Annotated in this window: 14 protein-coding genes; 2 read left to right on the forward strand and 12 right to left on the reverse strand. The window is 65.0% G+C overall.

The window, feature by feature from the left end; translation table 11 throughout:
• Positions 1-10 precede the first annotated feature (10 nt).
• The 4 genes from V6M89_RS16495 to V6M89_RS16510 are packed head-to-tail and all read right to left on the reverse strand — an operon-like array spanning position 11 to position 3207.
• Positions 11-1285 (reverse strand): cytochrome c, encoded by a 1275-nt coding sequence (locus V6M89_RS16495; RefSeq protein ID WP_332854182.1) that lies wholly within the window; start codon positions 1283-1285, stop codon positions 11-13.
• 10 nt (positions 1286-1295) lie between these two features.
• Entirely contained in the window at positions 1296-2012 is a 717-nt protein-coding gene (locus V6M89_RS16500; protein ID WP_332854183.1) for a c-type cytochrome, read from the reverse strand.
• A gap of 48 nt (positions 2013-2060) precedes the next feature.
• Positions 2061-2717, reverse strand: a complete 657-nt coding sequence (locus V6M89_RS16505) for a 3'-5' exonuclease (protein ID WP_332854184.1) — start codon at positions 2715-2717, stop codon at positions 2061-2063.
• A gap of 10 nt (positions 2718-2727) precedes the next feature.
• Positions 2728-3207: a ProQ/FINO family protein gene (locus V6M89_RS16510; protein WP_116989601.1), complete on the reverse strand. Its 480-nt coding sequence runs from the start codon at positions 3205-3207 to the stop codon at positions 2728-2730.
• A gap of 472 nt (positions 3208-3679) precedes the next feature.
• Here V6M89_RS16510 and rpoD point away from each other — a divergent pair, with 472 nt between their 5' ends.
• Positions 3680-6172, forward strand: a complete 2493-nt coding sequence (gene rpoD, locus V6M89_RS16515; RefSeq protein WP_332854185.1) for an RNA polymerase sigma factor RpoD — start codon at positions 3680-3682, stop codon at positions 6170-6172.
• A 66-nt stretch (positions 6173-6238) separates the two neighbouring features.
• On the opposite strand, the gene V6M89_RS16520 is transcribed toward rpoD, so the two are convergent.
• Positions 6239-6928, reverse strand: a complete 690-nt coding sequence (locus V6M89_RS16520) for a hypothetical protein (protein WP_332854186.1) — start codon at positions 6926-6928, stop codon at positions 6239-6241.
• 176 nt (positions 6929-7104) lie between these two features.
• On the opposite strand from V6M89_RS16520, the gene V6M89_RS16525 reads away from it, so the two are divergent.
• Complete coding sequence (locus V6M89_RS16525; RefSeq protein ID WP_332854187.1) at positions 7105-7524, forward strand: hypothetical protein; 420 nt, start codon at positions 7105-7107, stop codon at positions 7522-7524.
• 75 nt (positions 7525-7599) lie between these two features.
• On the opposite strand, the gene V6M89_RS16530 is transcribed toward V6M89_RS16525, so the two are convergent.
• The 7 genes from V6M89_RS16530 to V6M89_RS16560 form a co-directional block, all read right to left on the reverse strand.
• On the reverse strand, positions 7600-8379 hold the full coding sequence (locus tag V6M89_RS16530; protein ID WP_332854188.1) for a 3-hydroxybutyrate dehydrogenase: 780 nt from the start codon (positions 8377-8379) through the stop codon (positions 7600-7602).
• 63 nt (positions 8380-8442) lie between these two features.
• Positions 8443-11409 (reverse strand): sensor histidine kinase, encoded by a 2967-nt coding sequence (locus V6M89_RS16535; RefSeq protein ID WP_332854189.1) that lies wholly within the window; start codon positions 11407-11409, stop codon positions 8443-8445.
• A 40-nt stretch (positions 11410-11449) separates the two neighbouring features.
• A complete protein-coding gene (locus V6M89_RS16540; protein ID WP_332854190.1) occupies positions 11450-12571 on the reverse strand; it encodes a PAS domain-containing sensor histidine kinase in 1122 nt (373 codons plus the stop codon).
• A gap of 99 nt (positions 12572-12670) precedes the next feature.
• Complete coding sequence (locus V6M89_RS16545; protein WP_332854191.1) at positions 12671-13396, reverse strand: DsbC family protein; 726 nt, start codon at positions 13394-13396, stop codon at positions 12671-12673.
• A 19-nt stretch (positions 13397-13415) separates the two neighbouring features.
• Positions 13416-14372 (reverse strand): hypothetical protein, encoded by a 957-nt coding sequence (locus tag V6M89_RS16550; RefSeq protein WP_332854192.1) that lies wholly within the window; start codon positions 14370-14372, stop codon positions 13416-13418.
• Positions 14373-14380: 8 nt separating this feature from the next.
• Complete coding sequence (locus tag V6M89_RS16555) at positions 14381-14896, reverse strand: nuclear transport factor 2 family protein (RefSeq protein ID WP_332854193.1); 516 nt, start codon at positions 14894-14896, stop codon at positions 14381-14383.
• Positions 14897-14975: 79 nt separating this feature from the next.
• Complete coding sequence (locus V6M89_RS16560) at positions 14976-15908, reverse strand: hypothetical protein (protein ID WP_332854194.1); 933 nt, start codon at positions 15906-15908, stop codon at positions 14976-14978.
• Positions 15909-16187 lie beyond the last annotated feature (279 nt).

The raw sequence follows: 16187 nt of genomic DNA on the forward strand, positions 1-16187 counted from the left end.
CCTCTCTTCATTAATCCAGCGGAATCGCGCGGTAGCGGTTGACGTCGTTGCCGTTGACCGGTGGCGCGTTATTGCCCCAGGCGCTGCGCAGATAGGATACGACCTGCGCCACTTCGGTATCGCTCAACACATGGCCGAACGGCGGCATGCCATATGGCCGTGGATTGCCTCCCGTGCCCGGTGCGAAGCCCCCGTTGAGCACGATGCGGATAGGATTGACCGCCTGCTCCATCGTCAGCGCGCGGTTGCCGGCCAGCGGCGGGTAGCCGGGCGGCAGGCCTGCGCCGCCGGCGCCGTGGCAATCCGCGCAGTGCTTCTCGTACAGCTTGGCGCCGGCCGACAGGTAGGCCACCGCTTCGTCGCCCTTGTCGCGCTCGAACTCGGATTTCTTGCCGTCGCCCGGCAGCGCTTTCAGGTAGACCGCCATGGCGTTGATGTCGCTGTCGCTCAGGTATTGCAGGCTTTGCTGCACCACTTCCGCCATCGGCCCGAACACCGTCGCGCGCGGCGACACGCCGGTCTTCAGCAGTTGCGCGATATGCGGCTGCATCCATTCCCCCAGTCCCGCCTCGGCGCCGGAATTGAGCGACGGCGCGTACCAGCCAAGCACCGGGATCAGGCCGCCGGACAGGCCTTCGCCATCGGTCGCGCCCAGCGTGTTGCGCGCGCTGTGGCAGGCGCTGCAATGGCCCAGGCCCTGCACCAGATAGGCGCCGCGATTCCAGTCCACCGATTGCTTGCTGTCTTCGCGGAACACGGCGGGCTTGAAGTACAGCGCGCGCCACGCGGCCAGCATGAATTGCTGGTTGTACGGGAAGCGCAGATCATGCGACTGGTTGGCCTGCGCCACCGCCGGCACCGACTGGAAGTAGGCGTACAGCGCGTCCGCATCGTCGCGCGTGATGCGGGTGTAGTTGGTGTAGGGGAAGGCCGGGTACAGCAGACGGCCATCCTTCGATTTGCCGTTGTGCAGCGCCTGCCAGAAATCGTCCGCGCTCCAGCTGCCGATGCCACTGGCCTTGTCGGAGGTGATGTTGGGCGAGATGACGTTGCCGAACGGGGTTTGCAGCGCGCGTCCGCCCGCATATTGCGCTCCGCCGCGCACGGTATGGCAGGCCATGCAGTCGCCGGCCTTGGCCAGATAGGCGCCGCGCGCGATCTTCTCCGCCGGCGCCAGCTTTGCGGTGGTGGTCGGCGCCGGTCCGGCATCGTCGGAACCGCCGAACAGCACGAACAGGATGCCGGCCAGCAGCAGCGCGATAACGGTATAAATAATTTTCTTCATGTGCGGCCCCTCAAGGTGCTGGCGCGCTGCCGCAGTTCAGCGGCAGGGGCATGGCGATGCTGTCGGCGGGGCGGGCGGCGGCGTCCGGCGTTTGCTTGCTGAGCCAGCCGGAGACGGCGGCGACGTCGGCCTCGGACAGCCGGTTGGCGATCTCCGCCATGCAGTCCGGCGCGGCGGCGCGGCGCACCTTGTTCTTCCATGCGCCGAACTGGGCGTTGACGTAATCGCTGGGCAGTCCGATCAGGCCGGGTATCGCCGGCGCCACGCCGGTCAGCGCGCTGCCGTGGCAGGCCACGCAGGCGGGGATCTTCTTGGCCGGATCGCCTTGCTGCATCAGCGTCTGGCCGCGCGCCAATGAGGCCGCGCTGGCGCTGGCGCCGCTGCCGGCCTGCGTCGGCGGGTAGGGCGGATGCTGCTGCGAGAAGTAGTCGGCGATCTCGCGCAGGTAGGCGTCCGGCAGGTGGTCGACCATATAGGTCATCATCGGGTAATGGCGCCGGCCTTCGCGGAAATTGACCAGCTGGTTGTACAGGTAGCCGGCCGGCTTGCCGGCGATGCGCGGGAAGAAGGCGTCGCCGCGCTCCTTGACGGCGTGGCAGGCGGTGCAGGCGGCCACGCGTTGTTCCAGCGTGTCGGGCAGGGTGGCGGGCGTGGCGGCCAGCGATGGCAGGCCGCAGCCGGCCAAAGCCAGCGCGGCGCACGCGCGCACGACGTAAGAGGTAGACATGCCATTCCTTGAGGTCGTAGCTATCCAGCAAGGATACCAGATCAACCTCTACAACGGCTTGGGCGGACGAGGAAGTTTGACGGCTTTCACCGGCGGCAGCTTGTTGCCGGCGCCGATGTAATGGCGGTAGACGCGCAACGCCACCTGGGCGTCGTCGGCCGCGTACAGGATCTGCTTTTCGTTCAGGCGCGGCAGCGCCCAATTGGTGGTGGAGATCTTCTTGGATTTCTGCAGCTTCTGGCCGAAGAACTTGGCGACGGCGGTCTTGGCGCCGAGGTCGTTGCGCTGTCCCGGCGTGCGCAGCGCCACCGACAGGTCGACCACGCCGGCCGCCCGTATCGCCAGCTTGGCGTGCAGGCGCTTGACGTCGTCGGACAGGCCGAAGCCCACCTTCAGCAAAGCCGGCGTTTCCAGCACCGCCTGCAGCACCTCGAGGATGGCCGCGGACGTGCTGCTGCCGATCTGGAACAGATAGGCCTGGTGATCGGTGGCGAACTGGATCAGGTGCGGACCGGTCGAGGTCTCGCCCTTGGTGAAGGTCGGCTTCGATTCGGTATCGAAGCCGATGGCGTCGGTGGCCAGCAGGGCGTCGCGCGCGGCGACGGCTTGCTCGGTCGTGGTGACCAGCCGGACATCGGCGATGCGTATCCCCACGTAGGGCGGAAGCTCGGCCTCCGCCTGTGTCGCTAGCTGCTGGGTATCCAACTGAGCCAACTCAGCCCTTGCGCGAGAACTTCGCGGTCAGCTGGTTCAGCTTGTCGGCGCGCACGCGGGCCGCTTCTTCGGCCGCAGCCGCGTCGCGTTCCGCTTTCTTGCGTTCGGCTTCTTTCTTGAAACGGTCCTGCAACACCTGGGTGGCGTGGGCGCGGTGGGTGTCGGTCACTTCGGCGCCGGGGGTGCCGTCCAGATCGTGACGCACCTTGGCTTTTTCCATGACTTTCAGGTAGCGCAGCGAGCCGGTATGGATGCCGAGCGCGGTACGCATGGTCTTGCGGTCCAGTTCAGGCATGACGGCGAGGATCTGCTTGTCGATACCGATCGACAGGGGCAGGAAATCGCGGAAGGCCGGGAATTGGGTTTGCAATTGTTTCAGCAAGCTGCGCGGGGTCAGAGCCGCAGGTGCCGCGGTAGCGGCGGAGGCTGCGGGCTCGATTGCCGGCGCCTGAGGGGTGAGGCTAGTGTTCATCGACTTCATAGTTTAAGCAAGAGGCGTCAGCATATCATGGGCACTACGGGATTGCAGTGCCTTTTAGGCCATGATGTATAAATGACCATATCGACATCATACGCCCCTTGGGCGCGGGAGGTGCGCTCGCACGCCAAAACATGTATAATGCGAGACGCACCTTTGCAGGACGGTGCGTTTCAGTTTGGTACAGGATGCGATTTGGACGGTCTGACAAGAGTGTGACGCCCTTGTTATATGGTTTTAAGATGTCGGATATAGGTACTATCAATTATCCTGATGTCTCGCTATACGGCATACTTTGCCCTCTCCCTATTCTTCACTGAAAAGAGAAACAAGCCCGTTGTTGGATGCGGGCTTTTTTTATTCCGCAGATAATCGTCAGCTAAATTACAACATTTCCATCTGAGCGCACTGGTAACGGTCGGCGCCGGCTGTGGCATTTTGTATTTTCCGACGAATACGCATTGAGAGATATTTAATGACAAAAACGCCGAAAACTTTAACGTTGTCCGTCAAGGCCGCCCGTACCAGCTCCGCTCCGCTGGTGGTGCCAAAGACGACTCTATCTTATGTGATCGATAATGCGCAAGAGGCAGCGAGCAAAGTAACGGTAGTCAAAAAGAAAACGCGTCTGAGCGCCGCGGCCGAAGCGGCCCAGGCGGAAGCGCAAGTCGCGGTGCAGCACGCTGACGCGTCCGACACCCCGATCAAGACCGTCAAGGTGGCGCGCAAGAGCGCCGCGGTCCCGGCCGCCGAGACCGGCGCGCCTGCGGTGGTGGTCAAGGCCGCGCCGAAATCCAAGCTGGTCAAGGCCGCCAAGGCCGAGCCTGCGCCGGTCGTCATCGTGACCGCCGGTCCGGCCGTCAGCCAGGTGACCGACGCCGCCACGCTGGCTTCGATCGACACCTCCGGCTACCTGCTGCCTAGCGTCAAGGTGCCAGGCCGCCGCGGCCGCAAGCCGTCCGAATTCACGCCGGAAAACGACGAAGTCGCGGCACTGAACGCGGTCGAGCGCGCCGAACTGAAGGCCGTGTCCAAGGCCCGCGAGCGCAAAGCCAAGGGCGGCGCCGCCGACATGCTGGGCGTGGACTCGAAGAGCACTGCCGAGGAACTGGAACGCCGCCGCACCCAGATCAAGAACCTGATCAACATGGGCAAGGAGCGCGGCTTCCTGACCTACGCCGAGATCAATGACCAACTGCCGGAAAACATTGTCGACCCTGAAGCGATCGAAGGCATCATCGCGACCTTCAACGACATGGGCATCGCCATCTACGAGCGCGCGCCGGAAGCCGATTCGCTGCTGCTGACCGACAGCGTCGCCACCGTGACCTCCGACGACGAAGTGGAAGCGGCCGCCGCGACCGCGCTGTCGACGGTCGACTCCGACTTCGGCCGCACCACCGACCCGGTCCGCATGTACATGCGTGAAATGGGCGCCGTGGCGCTGCTGACGCGCGAAGGCGAGATCGAGATCGCCAAGCGTATCGAAGGCGGCCTGAAGGACATGATCCAGGCCATCTCCGCTTGCCCGACCACGATCGCCGAGATCGTCGCGCTGGCCACCAAGATCGAAGCCGACGAACTGAAAGTGGATGAAGTGGTGGACGGCTTCGTCGACCTGAACGAAGCGAACAACACGCCGGCCGTCGCGGCCGCGCCTGCCGCCGCCTCGGACGACGAAGAAGAAGAGGAAGAGGAAGTCGAGGAAGAAGACGGCGACGCCAACGGCGGCGCGGCAGGCTTCTCGACCGAGCAACTGGCGCAGCTGAAGAAAGCCGCGCTGGAAAAGTTCGACGTCATCTCGACCCAGTACGACAAGATGCGCAAAGCCGCCGGCGGCTACGGCTCCAAGGCTTATGTGTCGGCGCAGGAAGCGATTTCGGCCGAACTGCTGGGCATCCGCTTCACCGCCAAGGTGGTCGAGAAGCTGTGCGACACGCTGCGCGGCCAGATGGAAGAAGTGCGCCACATCGAGCGCGCCGTGCTGGAACTGTGCGTGAACAAATGCGGCATGCCGCGCGCCCACTTCATCAAGGTCTTCCCTGGCAATGAATGCGACCTGGACTGGGTTGACGGCGAAGTCGACAGCGCCTATCCGTACAGCGCCATCCTGGGCCGTAACGTGCCTGCGGTGAAAGAACTGCAAAAGAAAATGATCGACCTGCAAGCCCGCGTGGCGCTGCCGCTGGCCGACCTGCGCAAGATTAACAAGCAGATGGCCGCCGGCGAAAAACGCGCGCGCCAGGCCAAGCGTGAAATGACGGTCGCCAACTTGCGTCTGGTGATTTCGATCGCCAAGAAGTACATCAACCGCGGCCTGCAGTTCCTCGATCTGATCCAGGAAGGCAACATCGGCCTGCTGAAGGCGGTGGACAAGTTCGAATACCGTCGCGGCTACAAGTTCTCGACCTATGCAACCTGGTGGATTCGCCAGGCCATCACCCGTTCGATCGCCGATATGGCCCGCACCATCCGCGTGCCGGTGCACATGATCGAAACGATCAACAAGATGAACCGCATCTCGCGCCAGATCATGCAGGAAACCGGCAGCGAGCCGGACCTGGCGACCTTGGCGGTCAAGATGGAAATGCCGGAAAACAAAGTCCGCGAAATCATGAAGATCGCCAAAGAGCCGATCTCGATGGAAACGCCGATGGGCGAGGACGGCGATTCGCAGCTGGGCGACTTCATCGAAGACAACACCACGCTGGCGCCGCTGGACGCCGCGCTGCACGCCTCGATGCGCAACGTCATCAAGGAAGTGCTGGACTCGCTGACTCCGCGCGAAGCCAAGGTTCTGCGCATGCGCTACGGCGTGGAAATGTCGAACGACCACACGCTGGAAGAAGTGGGCAAGCAGTTCGACGTGACCCGCGAGCGTATTCGTCAGATCGAAGCCAAGGCCATGAGCAAGCTGCGCCAGCCGTCGCGCTCGGACAAGCTGAAGACTTTCCTGACGCAGAACTAAGCGTCAGCGAGATAAAAAGAAGGGAGGCCATGCGCCTCCCTTTTTTTTTGGCAGCGAGCGTAAAGCTTAGAGCTTTGGTATCGGGGCTTTTTTTGCGGCGTCGATGGCGTCCTGTTTCGCCTTCGCGGCAGCGGCGGCGATCGGCATCAGGTTCTTGACGGCGGCGTCGAAGTCGATGATCGACACGCTGATGGACGTGGCCCAGGTGGAGTCGCCGACGATGGTCACCGTGACGGACTTGTCGCATTTGAGCATGCGGTCCATCAGCAGGGCATGGGCGAACGTCAGGCTGGCGTTGCGCGCGAAGCATTCGTATTCGGGCTTGCCGGTCTTGGTGTGGACCCAGTGCATGTCGCCGTACTTGCCTTCGTTAGGCGGCAACTGGCCATATTTTTCCTGCAGCTGCTTGCGCAGCTCTTCGTTCAAGACTTTTTGCTCGAACACCTCGGCGGTACGCTCGATCTGCACCGCGCGGCCATCCATGGGGCCGTAGGCGACAGTGACGCGCGAACGCTTGGGGGAGTCCGGGATGGTGTAATCGATGCTGTCGGGGCGAGCCGCATAGACCGAGTCCGCCGGGCGCACATGCGTGCGGGAGGGCTTGTAGCCGCCGGCAAACAGCACCTTTTCAACCTGTTGCTGGGTATCGCCGATCTTGATGCCCATGGTTTCCAGCGATTTCGGTATGTCAGCGGCGTGCGCGGCGCCGGCCAGGGTGGTGGTGGCGAACAGCGCAGCCAGTAATTGTCGGTTCATGACGGTCCCGTAGATGTTAATTTTCGGTAAAAATATAATAATTGCAATTTTAGTGTAGCAAGGTCTGGAATCTGTTGTCAAACACGCTTTTTTGACCGAATTGCAATACACTGGCGGCATCTCCAAAACAAGTCTTTCGGATGATCAAATCAAACATCGATGCGCGCGGGAGGAATATGGAACTCACTGAAGAAATGGACTTGTTGCTGGAGCAGGCCGAGACGGCCGTCCGCAAGTCCCTGAAAAACGAAAACGGTTTTCCGGTGTTCGCGCTGGTGTTGAAGGACGATGGCGAATCCGTGGGGCTGCTGGCGGACGGGTTTGACGAACTGCGGGCGGCGATAGGCGGGCTGCTGAAGCAGATACTGCCGATGGTCGGGGAGGGCGATGTGGCGGCCACGCTGATTGGCTCGTCGATGCCGGTCGATCCCGGCAGCGGCGACGGCTGGCAGGCGGCCATGTTCGACATTGAGGACCGGCGCCGCATGCGCGCCTACGTGGTCCTGCCATATCGCCAGCGCGACACCGGCGGCTGGCAATACGGGCCGCTGGAGTTCTCCGAAGGGCGGCCCCAGATTTTCACTGATAAAGAATGAAAACTGTTTATATCAATGTTCTGTTGCGGCTTTGGTCGTTGGTGGCGTTGTGCGCCCTGCGTGGCCGCGTGCTCGTTACTGCATGAACCAGCCGTGGCTGACCACCAGCGATTGCCCGGTCAGCGCGTTCGACGGGAAGCTGGCGAACAGCAGCGCCACTTCGGCCACGTCCTCCACCGTGGTGAACTTGCCGTCCACGGTATCGGCCAGCATCACTTTTTTGATGACGTCTTCCTCGGAGATGCCCAGCGTCTTGGCCTGCTCGGGGATCTGCTTGTCCACCAGCGGCGTGCGCACGAAGCCGGGGCAGATCACGTTGGCGCGCACGCCATGCTCGGCGCCTTCCTTCGACACCGCCTTGGCCAGCCCGATCAGGCCGTGCTTGGCCGTCACATAGGCCGACTTGAGCTTGGACGCTTCCTTCGAATGCACCGAGCCCATGTAGATCACGCTGCCGCTGCCGGCCTTGTACATATGCGGCAGGCAGGCCTTGGTGGTCAGGAAGGCGCCGTCCAGATGGATGGACAGCAGCTTCTTCCAATCTTCGAACGGGAAGTCCTCGACCGGATGGATGATCTGGATGCCGGCGTTGCTGACCAGTACGTCGATCTGGCCCCAGGCCTCGATCACGTTGGCGATGCCGGCGTTGACCTGGGCTTCGTCGACCACGTTCATGGCGATGGCCATGGCCTGGTGGCCGCCGGCCTTCATTTCATCGGCGGTGGCTTGCGCCGCCTCCAGGTTCAGGTCGGCGATGACGACCTTGCCGCCTTCGCGCGCATACACCAGGGCGATTTCCTTGCCGATGCCGCTGGCGGCGCCGGTGACGATACAGACTTTGTCTTTCAGCTTCATTAGTTCGCTCCTCGTTGGGTGGGAATGCAACTTCGTGATTACATCAATGCCGCGCCGCGCCGTCTATGCGTTGGCGTACATAGCGGGCAAGGTCAGACGCATAAACGCGCCGCCTTCATCCTGGTTGCCGACCTCCATCATCGCGCCGATGCGCGCCGCGCGTTCGCGCATGCCGACCAGGCCCCAATGGCCGCTGCGCCCGCCTTGCGCCAGCGTATCCGCCGCGATGCCCTTGCCGTTGTCGCGCACCAGCAGCGTCAGCCGTTTGGCGCCGTAGTCCAGCTCCACCACGATCTCGCTCGCCTGTGCATGGCGGAAGGCGTTGCAGATGGCTTCGCGGCCGATGGAAAACACTTCGTCGGCGGCGATGACGGGCAGGGCGTATGGTGCGCCTTTTTGCTCCAGCCGGAAACTGGCCGAAAGTCCAGCCGCCAGCCGCTGGCCGAAGCGTTCCAGCGATTGCCCCAGCGTTTCATCGTCGCGCAGCGGCGAGCGCAGGCCGCGCACTTCGTCGCGGCCCTCGATCAGCGCCTGCTCGATGTAGCCGATGCCGCGCTCCATGGCGGCGCGCGCCGGCAGCGCCGGCGGCACCTGTTCCATCGCCAGCTGCATCATCAGGATGGTGCCTTGCGCCTCTTGCAGGAAGGTGTCGTGCAGCGCGCGGGCGATGCGCTCGCGCTCGCCCAGGCGCTCGACGTGGCGCGCTTCGATCAGGCGCGCCATCTGCGCCAGCCGCCAGCGCCAGGCCAGCACCAGCACCGCTGCCAGCGCCAGCGCGCATAGCAGCTTGAACCACAGGCTTTGCAAGAAGGTCGGCGGGATCGTCACCTCCAGCGTTGCGCCGTCGTTGTTCCAGACGCCGTCCTTGTTGGCGGCGATCACCTGGAAGCGGTACTGGCCCGGCCCCAGGTTGGTGTAGAAGGCTTCGCGCCGGCCGCCGGCCGCCTGCCAGTCGCGGTCCAGGCCTTCCAACCGGTAGCGGAAGGCGATCCGTCCCGGCATGGCCAGGCCGAGCGCGCTGAAGGTCAGGTGCAGATTGTTCGCGCCTTGCGGCAGCGTCAGCGGCGCGCCCACCGGATAGGATTTGCCGTTGCTCTCCACGGCGCGAAGCTCCACCGGCGGCGGCGTGGCGTCGCGGCTGATCTGATTGGGTGTGATCAGCACGGCGCCGCTGTGGCTCGACAGCCAGAGCTTGCCGTCGCTGGCCTCGATCATCGACGGGAACGGGCCGGTCGGCTGGACCGCGCCGGTCAGGCCGTCGGCTATGCCCAGCAGTTCGTAGTCGACCGCGGCGCCGTTGTGCAGGAAGCTGGCCAGCTGCGCGGCCGGGATGCGGAAGGCGCCGTCATGGCCGTGCAGCCACAGCTCGCCGGCCGCCGTTTCCACCAGGCCGCTGATGCCGCGCAGCTCATGGCCGTCGGCCAGGCGCAGCGGCACGAAGCGCTGGCCGTCGTACAGCGCGGCGCCCAGTTCGCCCGCGACCCACAGGTGGCCGTTGCGTTCGTATAGGCTCAGCACGTTGCCGATGTTCAGGCCCTGGGCCGCGCCCAGCACGCGGACGCCATCGCCAGCGCCACCGACGACGGCGATGCGGTTGCCCTGGTAGCCTATCCAGACCCTGCCGCTATGGTCTCCCAGCATAATCAGAGCGCGCGCGGCCGGCAGCCGGGAATCGTCCAACCGCCGCCAGGTGCCGTCGTGGCGGCGGTAAATGCCCAGGTTCACATAGCTGGCCCACCAGTCGCCGCTGCGGTCCTGGGCCAGCGCACGGGCCGGCATGGCGTCCTTCAGCGCTTCCGGCGGCGAGGCGATCATGGCGCCGCCATTGGGCCCCGGCAGCCAGATCCCTGCGGCGGTGCCCAGCGCCGGCCGGCCGTCCGTGGTGGCGGTGGCCGAACGGAAGGCGAGCGGCGAGTGTTCGTACCGCCGGCCGCCGGCATCCATCAGCCAGGAATCCCCGCTGTAGCTGCTGATCCTGACCTTGCCGTCGCGGTCGGGCCACAGCGCCGGCGTGGCGACTTCCAGATGGCTGGGCAGCGGCGTCACGCGGTTGCGGCGGAACTGGTCCAGGCCGTTGACGGTGCCGATCCAGATGGTGCCGTCGCGGTCTTCGAAAAAGGTCTGCGGGTTCATGCCGCTCAAGCCTTGTTCCTGCGTGACGCGCTGGCGCGGATCGGGAAACACGTCCGGCAGCATGCGCTCGACCCGGTCTTCGCTCAGCAGCCACATGGTGCCGGCGCGGTCGAACCACATGCCGCTGCCGGGCAGGTCGGGGCGGGGCGGCGGGCCGCCGGCCGGCGCGCTCTGCGACAGCTTGTAGTTGGCGTCGCTGCCGTTGGAGGCCCACACGGTGCCGTCCGGCGCGGCCGCCAGCGACGACAGCCGGATATTGGCGGGGCTGGCGACGTGGTAGCGGCTTTCGCCCTGGCGGCGGTAGTAGATCGCGCGGTCGCTCGACACCCACTGCGTGCCGGCGCGGTCGAACAACACGCCCCAGACCGACTTGGCGCCGGGATCGAAGCCGCTGTCGGCGCCGATCCGCACCCAGCGCCCGCCGTTCAGCCAGGCCAGGCCGTTGGAGGTGGTGACCCACATGGTGCCGTCCGGCGCGCGGCCGAAGCTGTAGGTGGCGCCGGGCGGGAAGCCGTCGGCGGCGCTGTAGTGGCGCACCTGGCCGTCCTTGAACACGCTGGCGCCGCCGAAACGGTAGCCGACCCACAAGGCGCCGTCCGGCGCGGTGTACAAGGGCAGCACGATGGTCGACAGCAGCTTGTGGCCGCCGACCTGGTCGCGCCGTTCGAAGCTCAGGCCGTCAAAGCGGTACAGGCCGGTCGGCGTCGACAGCCACAGCCAGCCGTCGCGGGTCTGGGTGATGGCCTGGATTTGCGCCGGCGCGCCTTGGGCGGCGGTCCAGGCGCGATGGCTGTAATCGCTCAGCAGGCGTGCGTGTTCAGCCGCGGCGGCCGGGCGCCACAGCGCCAGCAGCAAGGCGCCGGCCAGCAGCCAGCGGCTGCGCAGGGTAAGAGTCATGGGTGAAGCTTAACATTCAGGGGGCAAGGCCGTGCATCCGCTAGCTGGCGGAAGGCTGGCCCGGCAAGTTCATGCGCAGCACGGTGCCGGCGCCGGGCAGCTGCGCCACCGCCAGATCGCCGCCGAAGTCGGCCAGGCGGGCGCGGATGGCGCCCAGGTCGAGCACGTCGCGCGGCGATTGCTGCTCGGGCAGGCCGTCGCCGCTGACCACGATCGACAGCTGCTCCGGCCGCAGGTTCAGCGTCGCTTGCACGGTGCGCGTGCCGCTCTGGCTGCACAGATAGCTCAGCGCCGACAGCATGATGCCGTAGATCGCCGTCACCTGGCGCTGGTCCAGCGTGGCGTTGTCTTCGATCAGCTCCAGCCGGCAATGCAGGCCGTGGTGGCGCTCCAGTTGCTGCATCTGCCATTCGATGGCGGCCGACAGGCCCAGCTCCAGCGTGCGGGGATGCAGTTCGTTGATCAGTTCACGCACCGCGAGGATGCTGGCGTCGAGCGTATGCAGCGCCTGCGCGGCGCGCTGGTGCAGCAGCGGCTGGCGCGCGGTGGTGCGCTTGTGCAGGGTGGCCACGTCCAGCTTGAGCGCGAGCAGGTTTTGCGCCAGGTCGTCGTGGATGTCCTGGGCGATGCGGCGGCGCTCGCTTTCCTTGGTGGTGTGGTGGTGCCGGGACAGGGTCCTCATCTCTTGCAGCGAGGACTGCAAAGCCGATTCCGCCAGCTTGCGCTCGGTGATGTCGATGCACATGGCGATCAGCAGCTTGGGCTGGCCGAGCTCGTCGTAGGTGGGCTGCTTGTGGGTTTGCATCCAGCGGTTTTCGGCCCGGCCGGCATGCCACAGCTGTTCTTCGTACACCGTGTTCTGGCCGCTGTCGAAGGCGATGCGGTCGTGCTCGAGGAAGTAGGCGGTTTGCTCGGGCGGGAAAAAGGCGGCGCCGTCGGTGCCGCGGATGTCGGCGAAGGCGATGCCCCACAGGGCCTCGCAGGCCGGATTCATCAGCACGACCCGGGATTGCGCATCCTTGATGAACAGGGCCAGCGGCATGACCGCGATGATGTTGTGCAGTTCGCCTGTGACGGGCGCTGTGCCGCCGATGCCGGCCTGAAGACGGGTGACGACGCTTTCGATTTCCGATTTGCCCAGCGATTCAATCAAGTTCTTCATGTTTGCGGACAATAGTGGTTTTTTGACATTCTAATGCCAAAATAACCAAATTGAGTAATCTTCAAGGAAATAAAAAATTCTCCCGCAAACGGCGCGGACCTACCTGGTCGTCGCACTCAGCTTGGCCTCCAGCGCCTGCCGGTCGAACGAGGTGCCGGTGCGCGAGCCGTCGGCGAAGTAGACGGTCGGCGTGCCGGCCACGTGCAGTTTCTTGCCCAGCGCCAGCACCTGCTCGTTCGGTGTCGGGCAGGCGGGCGGCGCGGCCGGTGCGGCCCTGGCGTTGACGATCCAGTCGCGCCATGCCTGCGCCCGGTTGGGGGCGCACCAGATGTCCCTGGATTTGAGCGACGAGTCGTCCGACAGGATATTCAGCAGGAAGGTGTAGATGGTGACGTTGTCTATCCCTTCCAGCGTCTGGTGCAGCTTGCGGCAGTAAGGGCAGTTTGGATCCTCGAACACCGCCATCACGCGCTTGCCGTCACCCCTGACGGTCTTGATCGCGTTTTCCAGCGGCAGGTCGGCAAAACGGATCGCGGCCAGCTGGTCGGCCCGGGCCCGCGTCAGGTCCTGATAGTTGTCGCCGGTGTCGACCACCTTGCCGACGAACAGATAGCGCGCGCTTTCATCGGTGTAGAAGATGTCGCCGTTGGTGCTGATTTCGTACAGGCCGCCGTACGGCGTCTTAGTCACCGAATCGACTTTGATGTTGACGCCCAGGCGGGGCGTGATCAGCGCTTTGATGCGGGCTTCCTCGGGCGTTTCAGCGTGGGCTGCGGGCAAGGTCAGCAGGCTGGCTGCCAGCAGCAGCTTGGTGGTGTGCTTCATGCGGTGTGTTCCTGGTGGATTATTCGATGCCGCTGGCGCGCGCGCGGATGCGCTCGCGCTCGGAGGGGAAATTCTGTCGCTGTAGTGCTTCCAGCTGGAGCCGGCGCGCTTCGCTGCCGGGGGCGGCGGCCAGCCGGCCGGCGTCGGCCCGGTAGCGCAGATAGTGGGCGCGCCATGCGCGCTCCTCGCCGGCGACGGCCTCATAGCTTTGCGTGGCGCCGGCCAGCAGTTCACTGGTGTCGCTGTCGCGTACCGCGTCCCGGGTGGCGCCGTGCAGGCGGCGCTCGCGCAGCGTATTGGAGTCGGGCTCGGCCCCACCTGCATCGGCGGCGTTTGAGTTCGCACCGGTGGCGGCCTGCTCGCGCAGCTCGGCCACCGCTTGCGCCAGCCCGGCATCGTCGGCGCCGAACCAGAGATTGGCCGTGGCCGGTCCGAAGCTGCTCAGGCGCAGGCGCGCGCGCTGCTGTTGCCAGGTCGCCAGCTGTTCCACCTGCTGCGGCGAGGGGGCGGCGCCGGAGGGCAGCGCGATGCGCTGGCTTGCCAGCAGCTCGTCGTGCGCACGCACGTAGGCGGCGTAGCGGGTGGCCAGCGTCTTGGCCTGGGTGGCGGCGGGGCCGCTGACTTGCCGGTCCAGATGGTCGCGCAGTTGATCGGCGCGTGCATTCAGGTCGGCGCCGTCACCGCGTACCAGGAAGAATTCGAACAGCATCCGCAGCGGCGCGTCCACCACCAGGTTGCCGGCGGCGTCGGTCGACAGCGAGGAGGGGGCGAGCTGGTCGTCGAGCGGCAGCTCGCTCGGTTGGCGCAGGTCGGCGACCATCTTGCTGGAGGTGATGCGGTCGTACCACGCGGGCGCGGCGGCGGTGTGCGCCGGGACGGCCGGCGCATCGGCGGATGGCCAGTACCACGCCAGCGCCACGCCGGCCAGCGCGGCGGCGCCTATCCAGTAGCGTTCCCGGTACAGCAAGGTCGTCATGGCCGGGGTCAGTATTTTTTATGGATGGCCGGCGCGGCCAGGTCGGAGCCGGGCACCGCCTTGCTGGCGCCGTCCACGGTGGCGGCGTAGCGGGCAACCGCCTTCCAGCCGCCGTCCATCTGTTTCCATGTATCGACCACGAACACCTGGGTGGGCAGAGCGCTGTTTTTCGGCGCGGCGATTTTCCACATGAAGCTGACCACCGCCAGCTCGCCATATTCGTGCACCGCCATTTGCTCGATGCTCGACTCCGGCGCCGGCGCGGCAAACGCCTGCTGCTGCCATTCGGCGCGCGCGGTGGGGCGGCCGGGCACGCTGGCGCTGCGCAGTTCGAATTCATCCGCGACGATTTTCTTCAGGGCTTTGGTGTCGCGCTTGTGCACCGCGTCCAGCCAGTCGTTTTCCAGGGTGCTGAACAGTTGCACCGTGCGGGTGACGGTCGGCACCGTGCGCGGCGGCGCGGCTTGCGTCGCGGTGTGGGCCAGGGCCAGCAGCGCCAGCCCGATCAAAGAAATTTTTTGCATGAACATTCCAGGAGGGTGGGAGGCCGCCGCGATGCGCCGCGGCGGCCCGGATCAGTTCAAACTGATTGTACTAGCCTGCTCAAGGATAGTGCTGCGCGCACGCCTGGGACGGGGCCAGCACCCAGTTTTGCTGGATCAGATACTTCATGGTGCCGAAGGTCTGGTTGTACTTGGCGCCGTTCGATGCGGTGGCGGTGGTGCCGAAGTTCCATGCGCACTTGTCGCCGTTCTCCATGCCGTTCGACAGCGCGTACCAGGCGTTGCCGTCCGGGTCGGTGACCGCTTCTTCCAGTTCATGGGCGAAGATGCTGGCCATGGCGTCCGCGCCCGGCGTGTTGTTCGGGCTCGGCGAGGTGGCGCCGCAAGCCGATGCGCACTGGGTTTCCGGATTGCCGACAAAGGCGTACTTGATGTTCTGGCCGTTGAAGTTGGTGTTGGTGTGCCAGCCGCAGTACTGGGTGCAGAAGCCCGAGGTGGCGGTGGTGTTCTTGTCGGTCATCACGAAGTAGATGGCGTTGGAATCCAGCGGCAGCGCGCCCGAGCTGATGGCGTTGGTCACCACGGTCTGGATGTTGGCGTCGGTCAGCTTGGTGCCCAGGGTGCCGGAGTTGGCGGTGCTGCCGGCCAGGGTCACCTGGTTCACCACGTGAGTATTGCTGGCGTTGTAGTAGGTGGTGTTGATGTTGAAGTAAGGCGAACCGCCGATGTGCGAGGCGATATTGTTCAGCACGTTTTGCGATGCGCTGTCCCAGGCCGAGCCGTACCAGATGTAGTACACCTTGGTCGGCGCCACCATGACCGGGCCGCCCTGGTAGGTCAGGTTGGCGCTGCGCTGCGCGCGCAGCGTGGCGGCGCGTTCGGGGCGGCTCATCGAGTCGACATCGAGCTCGCCCCAGCCTTTGCCGCTGGGCTTGAACAGGGAGTCCTTGTCTTCTTTGATGGCGCCGGCGTGAGCGGCGGATACGCAGGCCAGGCAGGCTGCCAGCATGGTCAGTTTACGGCTGAATGTCATGTTGATCTCTCCAAAAGGTGTGTCGCAAGGTTCAACTGAGTAAAGTCGTCCTTGGGGGACGATCTGATGTATGCGTCGCTACGCAGGTCTGCAGCCAGGCGCGGCGCGCACGCTTCCAACACGTGCCTTGGCGGCACGCGTGAAAAAGGGGGGTGAAATTCGGGAGAAGCGGCTCTAGAGCAAGCGCGCTTGCGGTGTCGGGGCGGGGCGGTCGGTGTACAGCAGGCGATGTGTGCGCAACTTCATGTGAACTCTCCGGATCAGATTTTGCCGCTTCGT

It is taken from the genome of Duganella sp. S19_KUP01_CR8, from assembly GCF_036688705.1.
Taxonomy (GTDB): domain Bacteria; phylum Pseudomonadota; class Gammaproteobacteria; order Burkholderiales; family Burkholderiaceae_D; genus Rugamonas.

Bases quoted from the DNA above. Each gene is read 5' to 3' on its own strand.
- V6M89_RS16530 (WP_332854188.1), bottom strand. From the start codon at position 8,379: ATGAAGCTGAAAGACAAAGTCTGTATCGTCACCGGCGCCGCCAGCGGC.
- V6M89_RS16560 (WP_332854194.1), bottom strand. From the start codon at position 15,908: ATGACATTCAGCCGTAAACTGACCATGCTGGCAGCCTGCCTGGCCTGC.
- V6M89_RS16545 (WP_332854191.1), bottom strand. From the start codon at position 13,396: ATGAAGCACACCACCAAGCTGCTGCTGGCAGCCAGCCTGCTGACCTTG.
- V6M89_RS16550 (WP_332854192.1), bottom strand. From the start codon at position 14,372: ATGACGACCTTGCTGTACCGGGAACGCTACTGGATAGGCGCCGCCGCG.
- V6M89_RS16540 (WP_332854190.1), bottom strand. From the start codon at position 12,571: ATGAAGAACTTGATTGAATCGCTGGGCAAATCGGAAATCGAAAGCGTC.
- V6M89_RS16525 (WP_332854187.1), top strand. From the start codon at position 7,105: ATGGAACTCACTGAAGAAATGGACTTGTTGCTGGAGCAGGCCGAGACG.
- V6M89_RS16535 (WP_332854189.1), bottom strand. From the start codon at position 11,409: ATGACTCTTACCCTGCGCAGCCGCTGGCTGCTGGCCGGCGCCTTGCTG.
- V6M89_RS16500 (WP_332854183.1), bottom strand. From the start codon at position 2,012: ATGTCTACCTCTTACGTCGTGCGCGCGTGCGCCGCGCTGGCTTTGGCC.
- V6M89_RS16510 (WP_116989601.1), bottom strand. From the start codon at position 3,207: ATGAAGTCGATGAACACTAGCCTCACCCCTCAGGCGCCGGCAATCGAG.
- V6M89_RS16555 (WP_332854193.1), bottom strand. From the start codon at position 14,896: ATGCAAAAAATTTCTTTGATCGGGCTGGCGCTGCTGGCCCTGGCCCAC.
- V6M89_RS16495 (WP_332854182.1), bottom strand. From the start codon at position 1,285: ATGAAGAAAATTATTTATACCGTTATCGCGCTGCTGCTGGCCGGCATC.
- V6M89_RS16520 (WP_332854186.1), bottom strand. From the start codon at position 6,928: ATGAACCGACAATTACTGGCTGCGCTGTTCGCCACCACCACCCTGGCC.
- rpoD (WP_332854185.1), top strand. From the start codon at position 3,680: ATGACAAAAACGCCGAAAACTTTAACGTTGTCCGTCAAGGCCGCCCGT.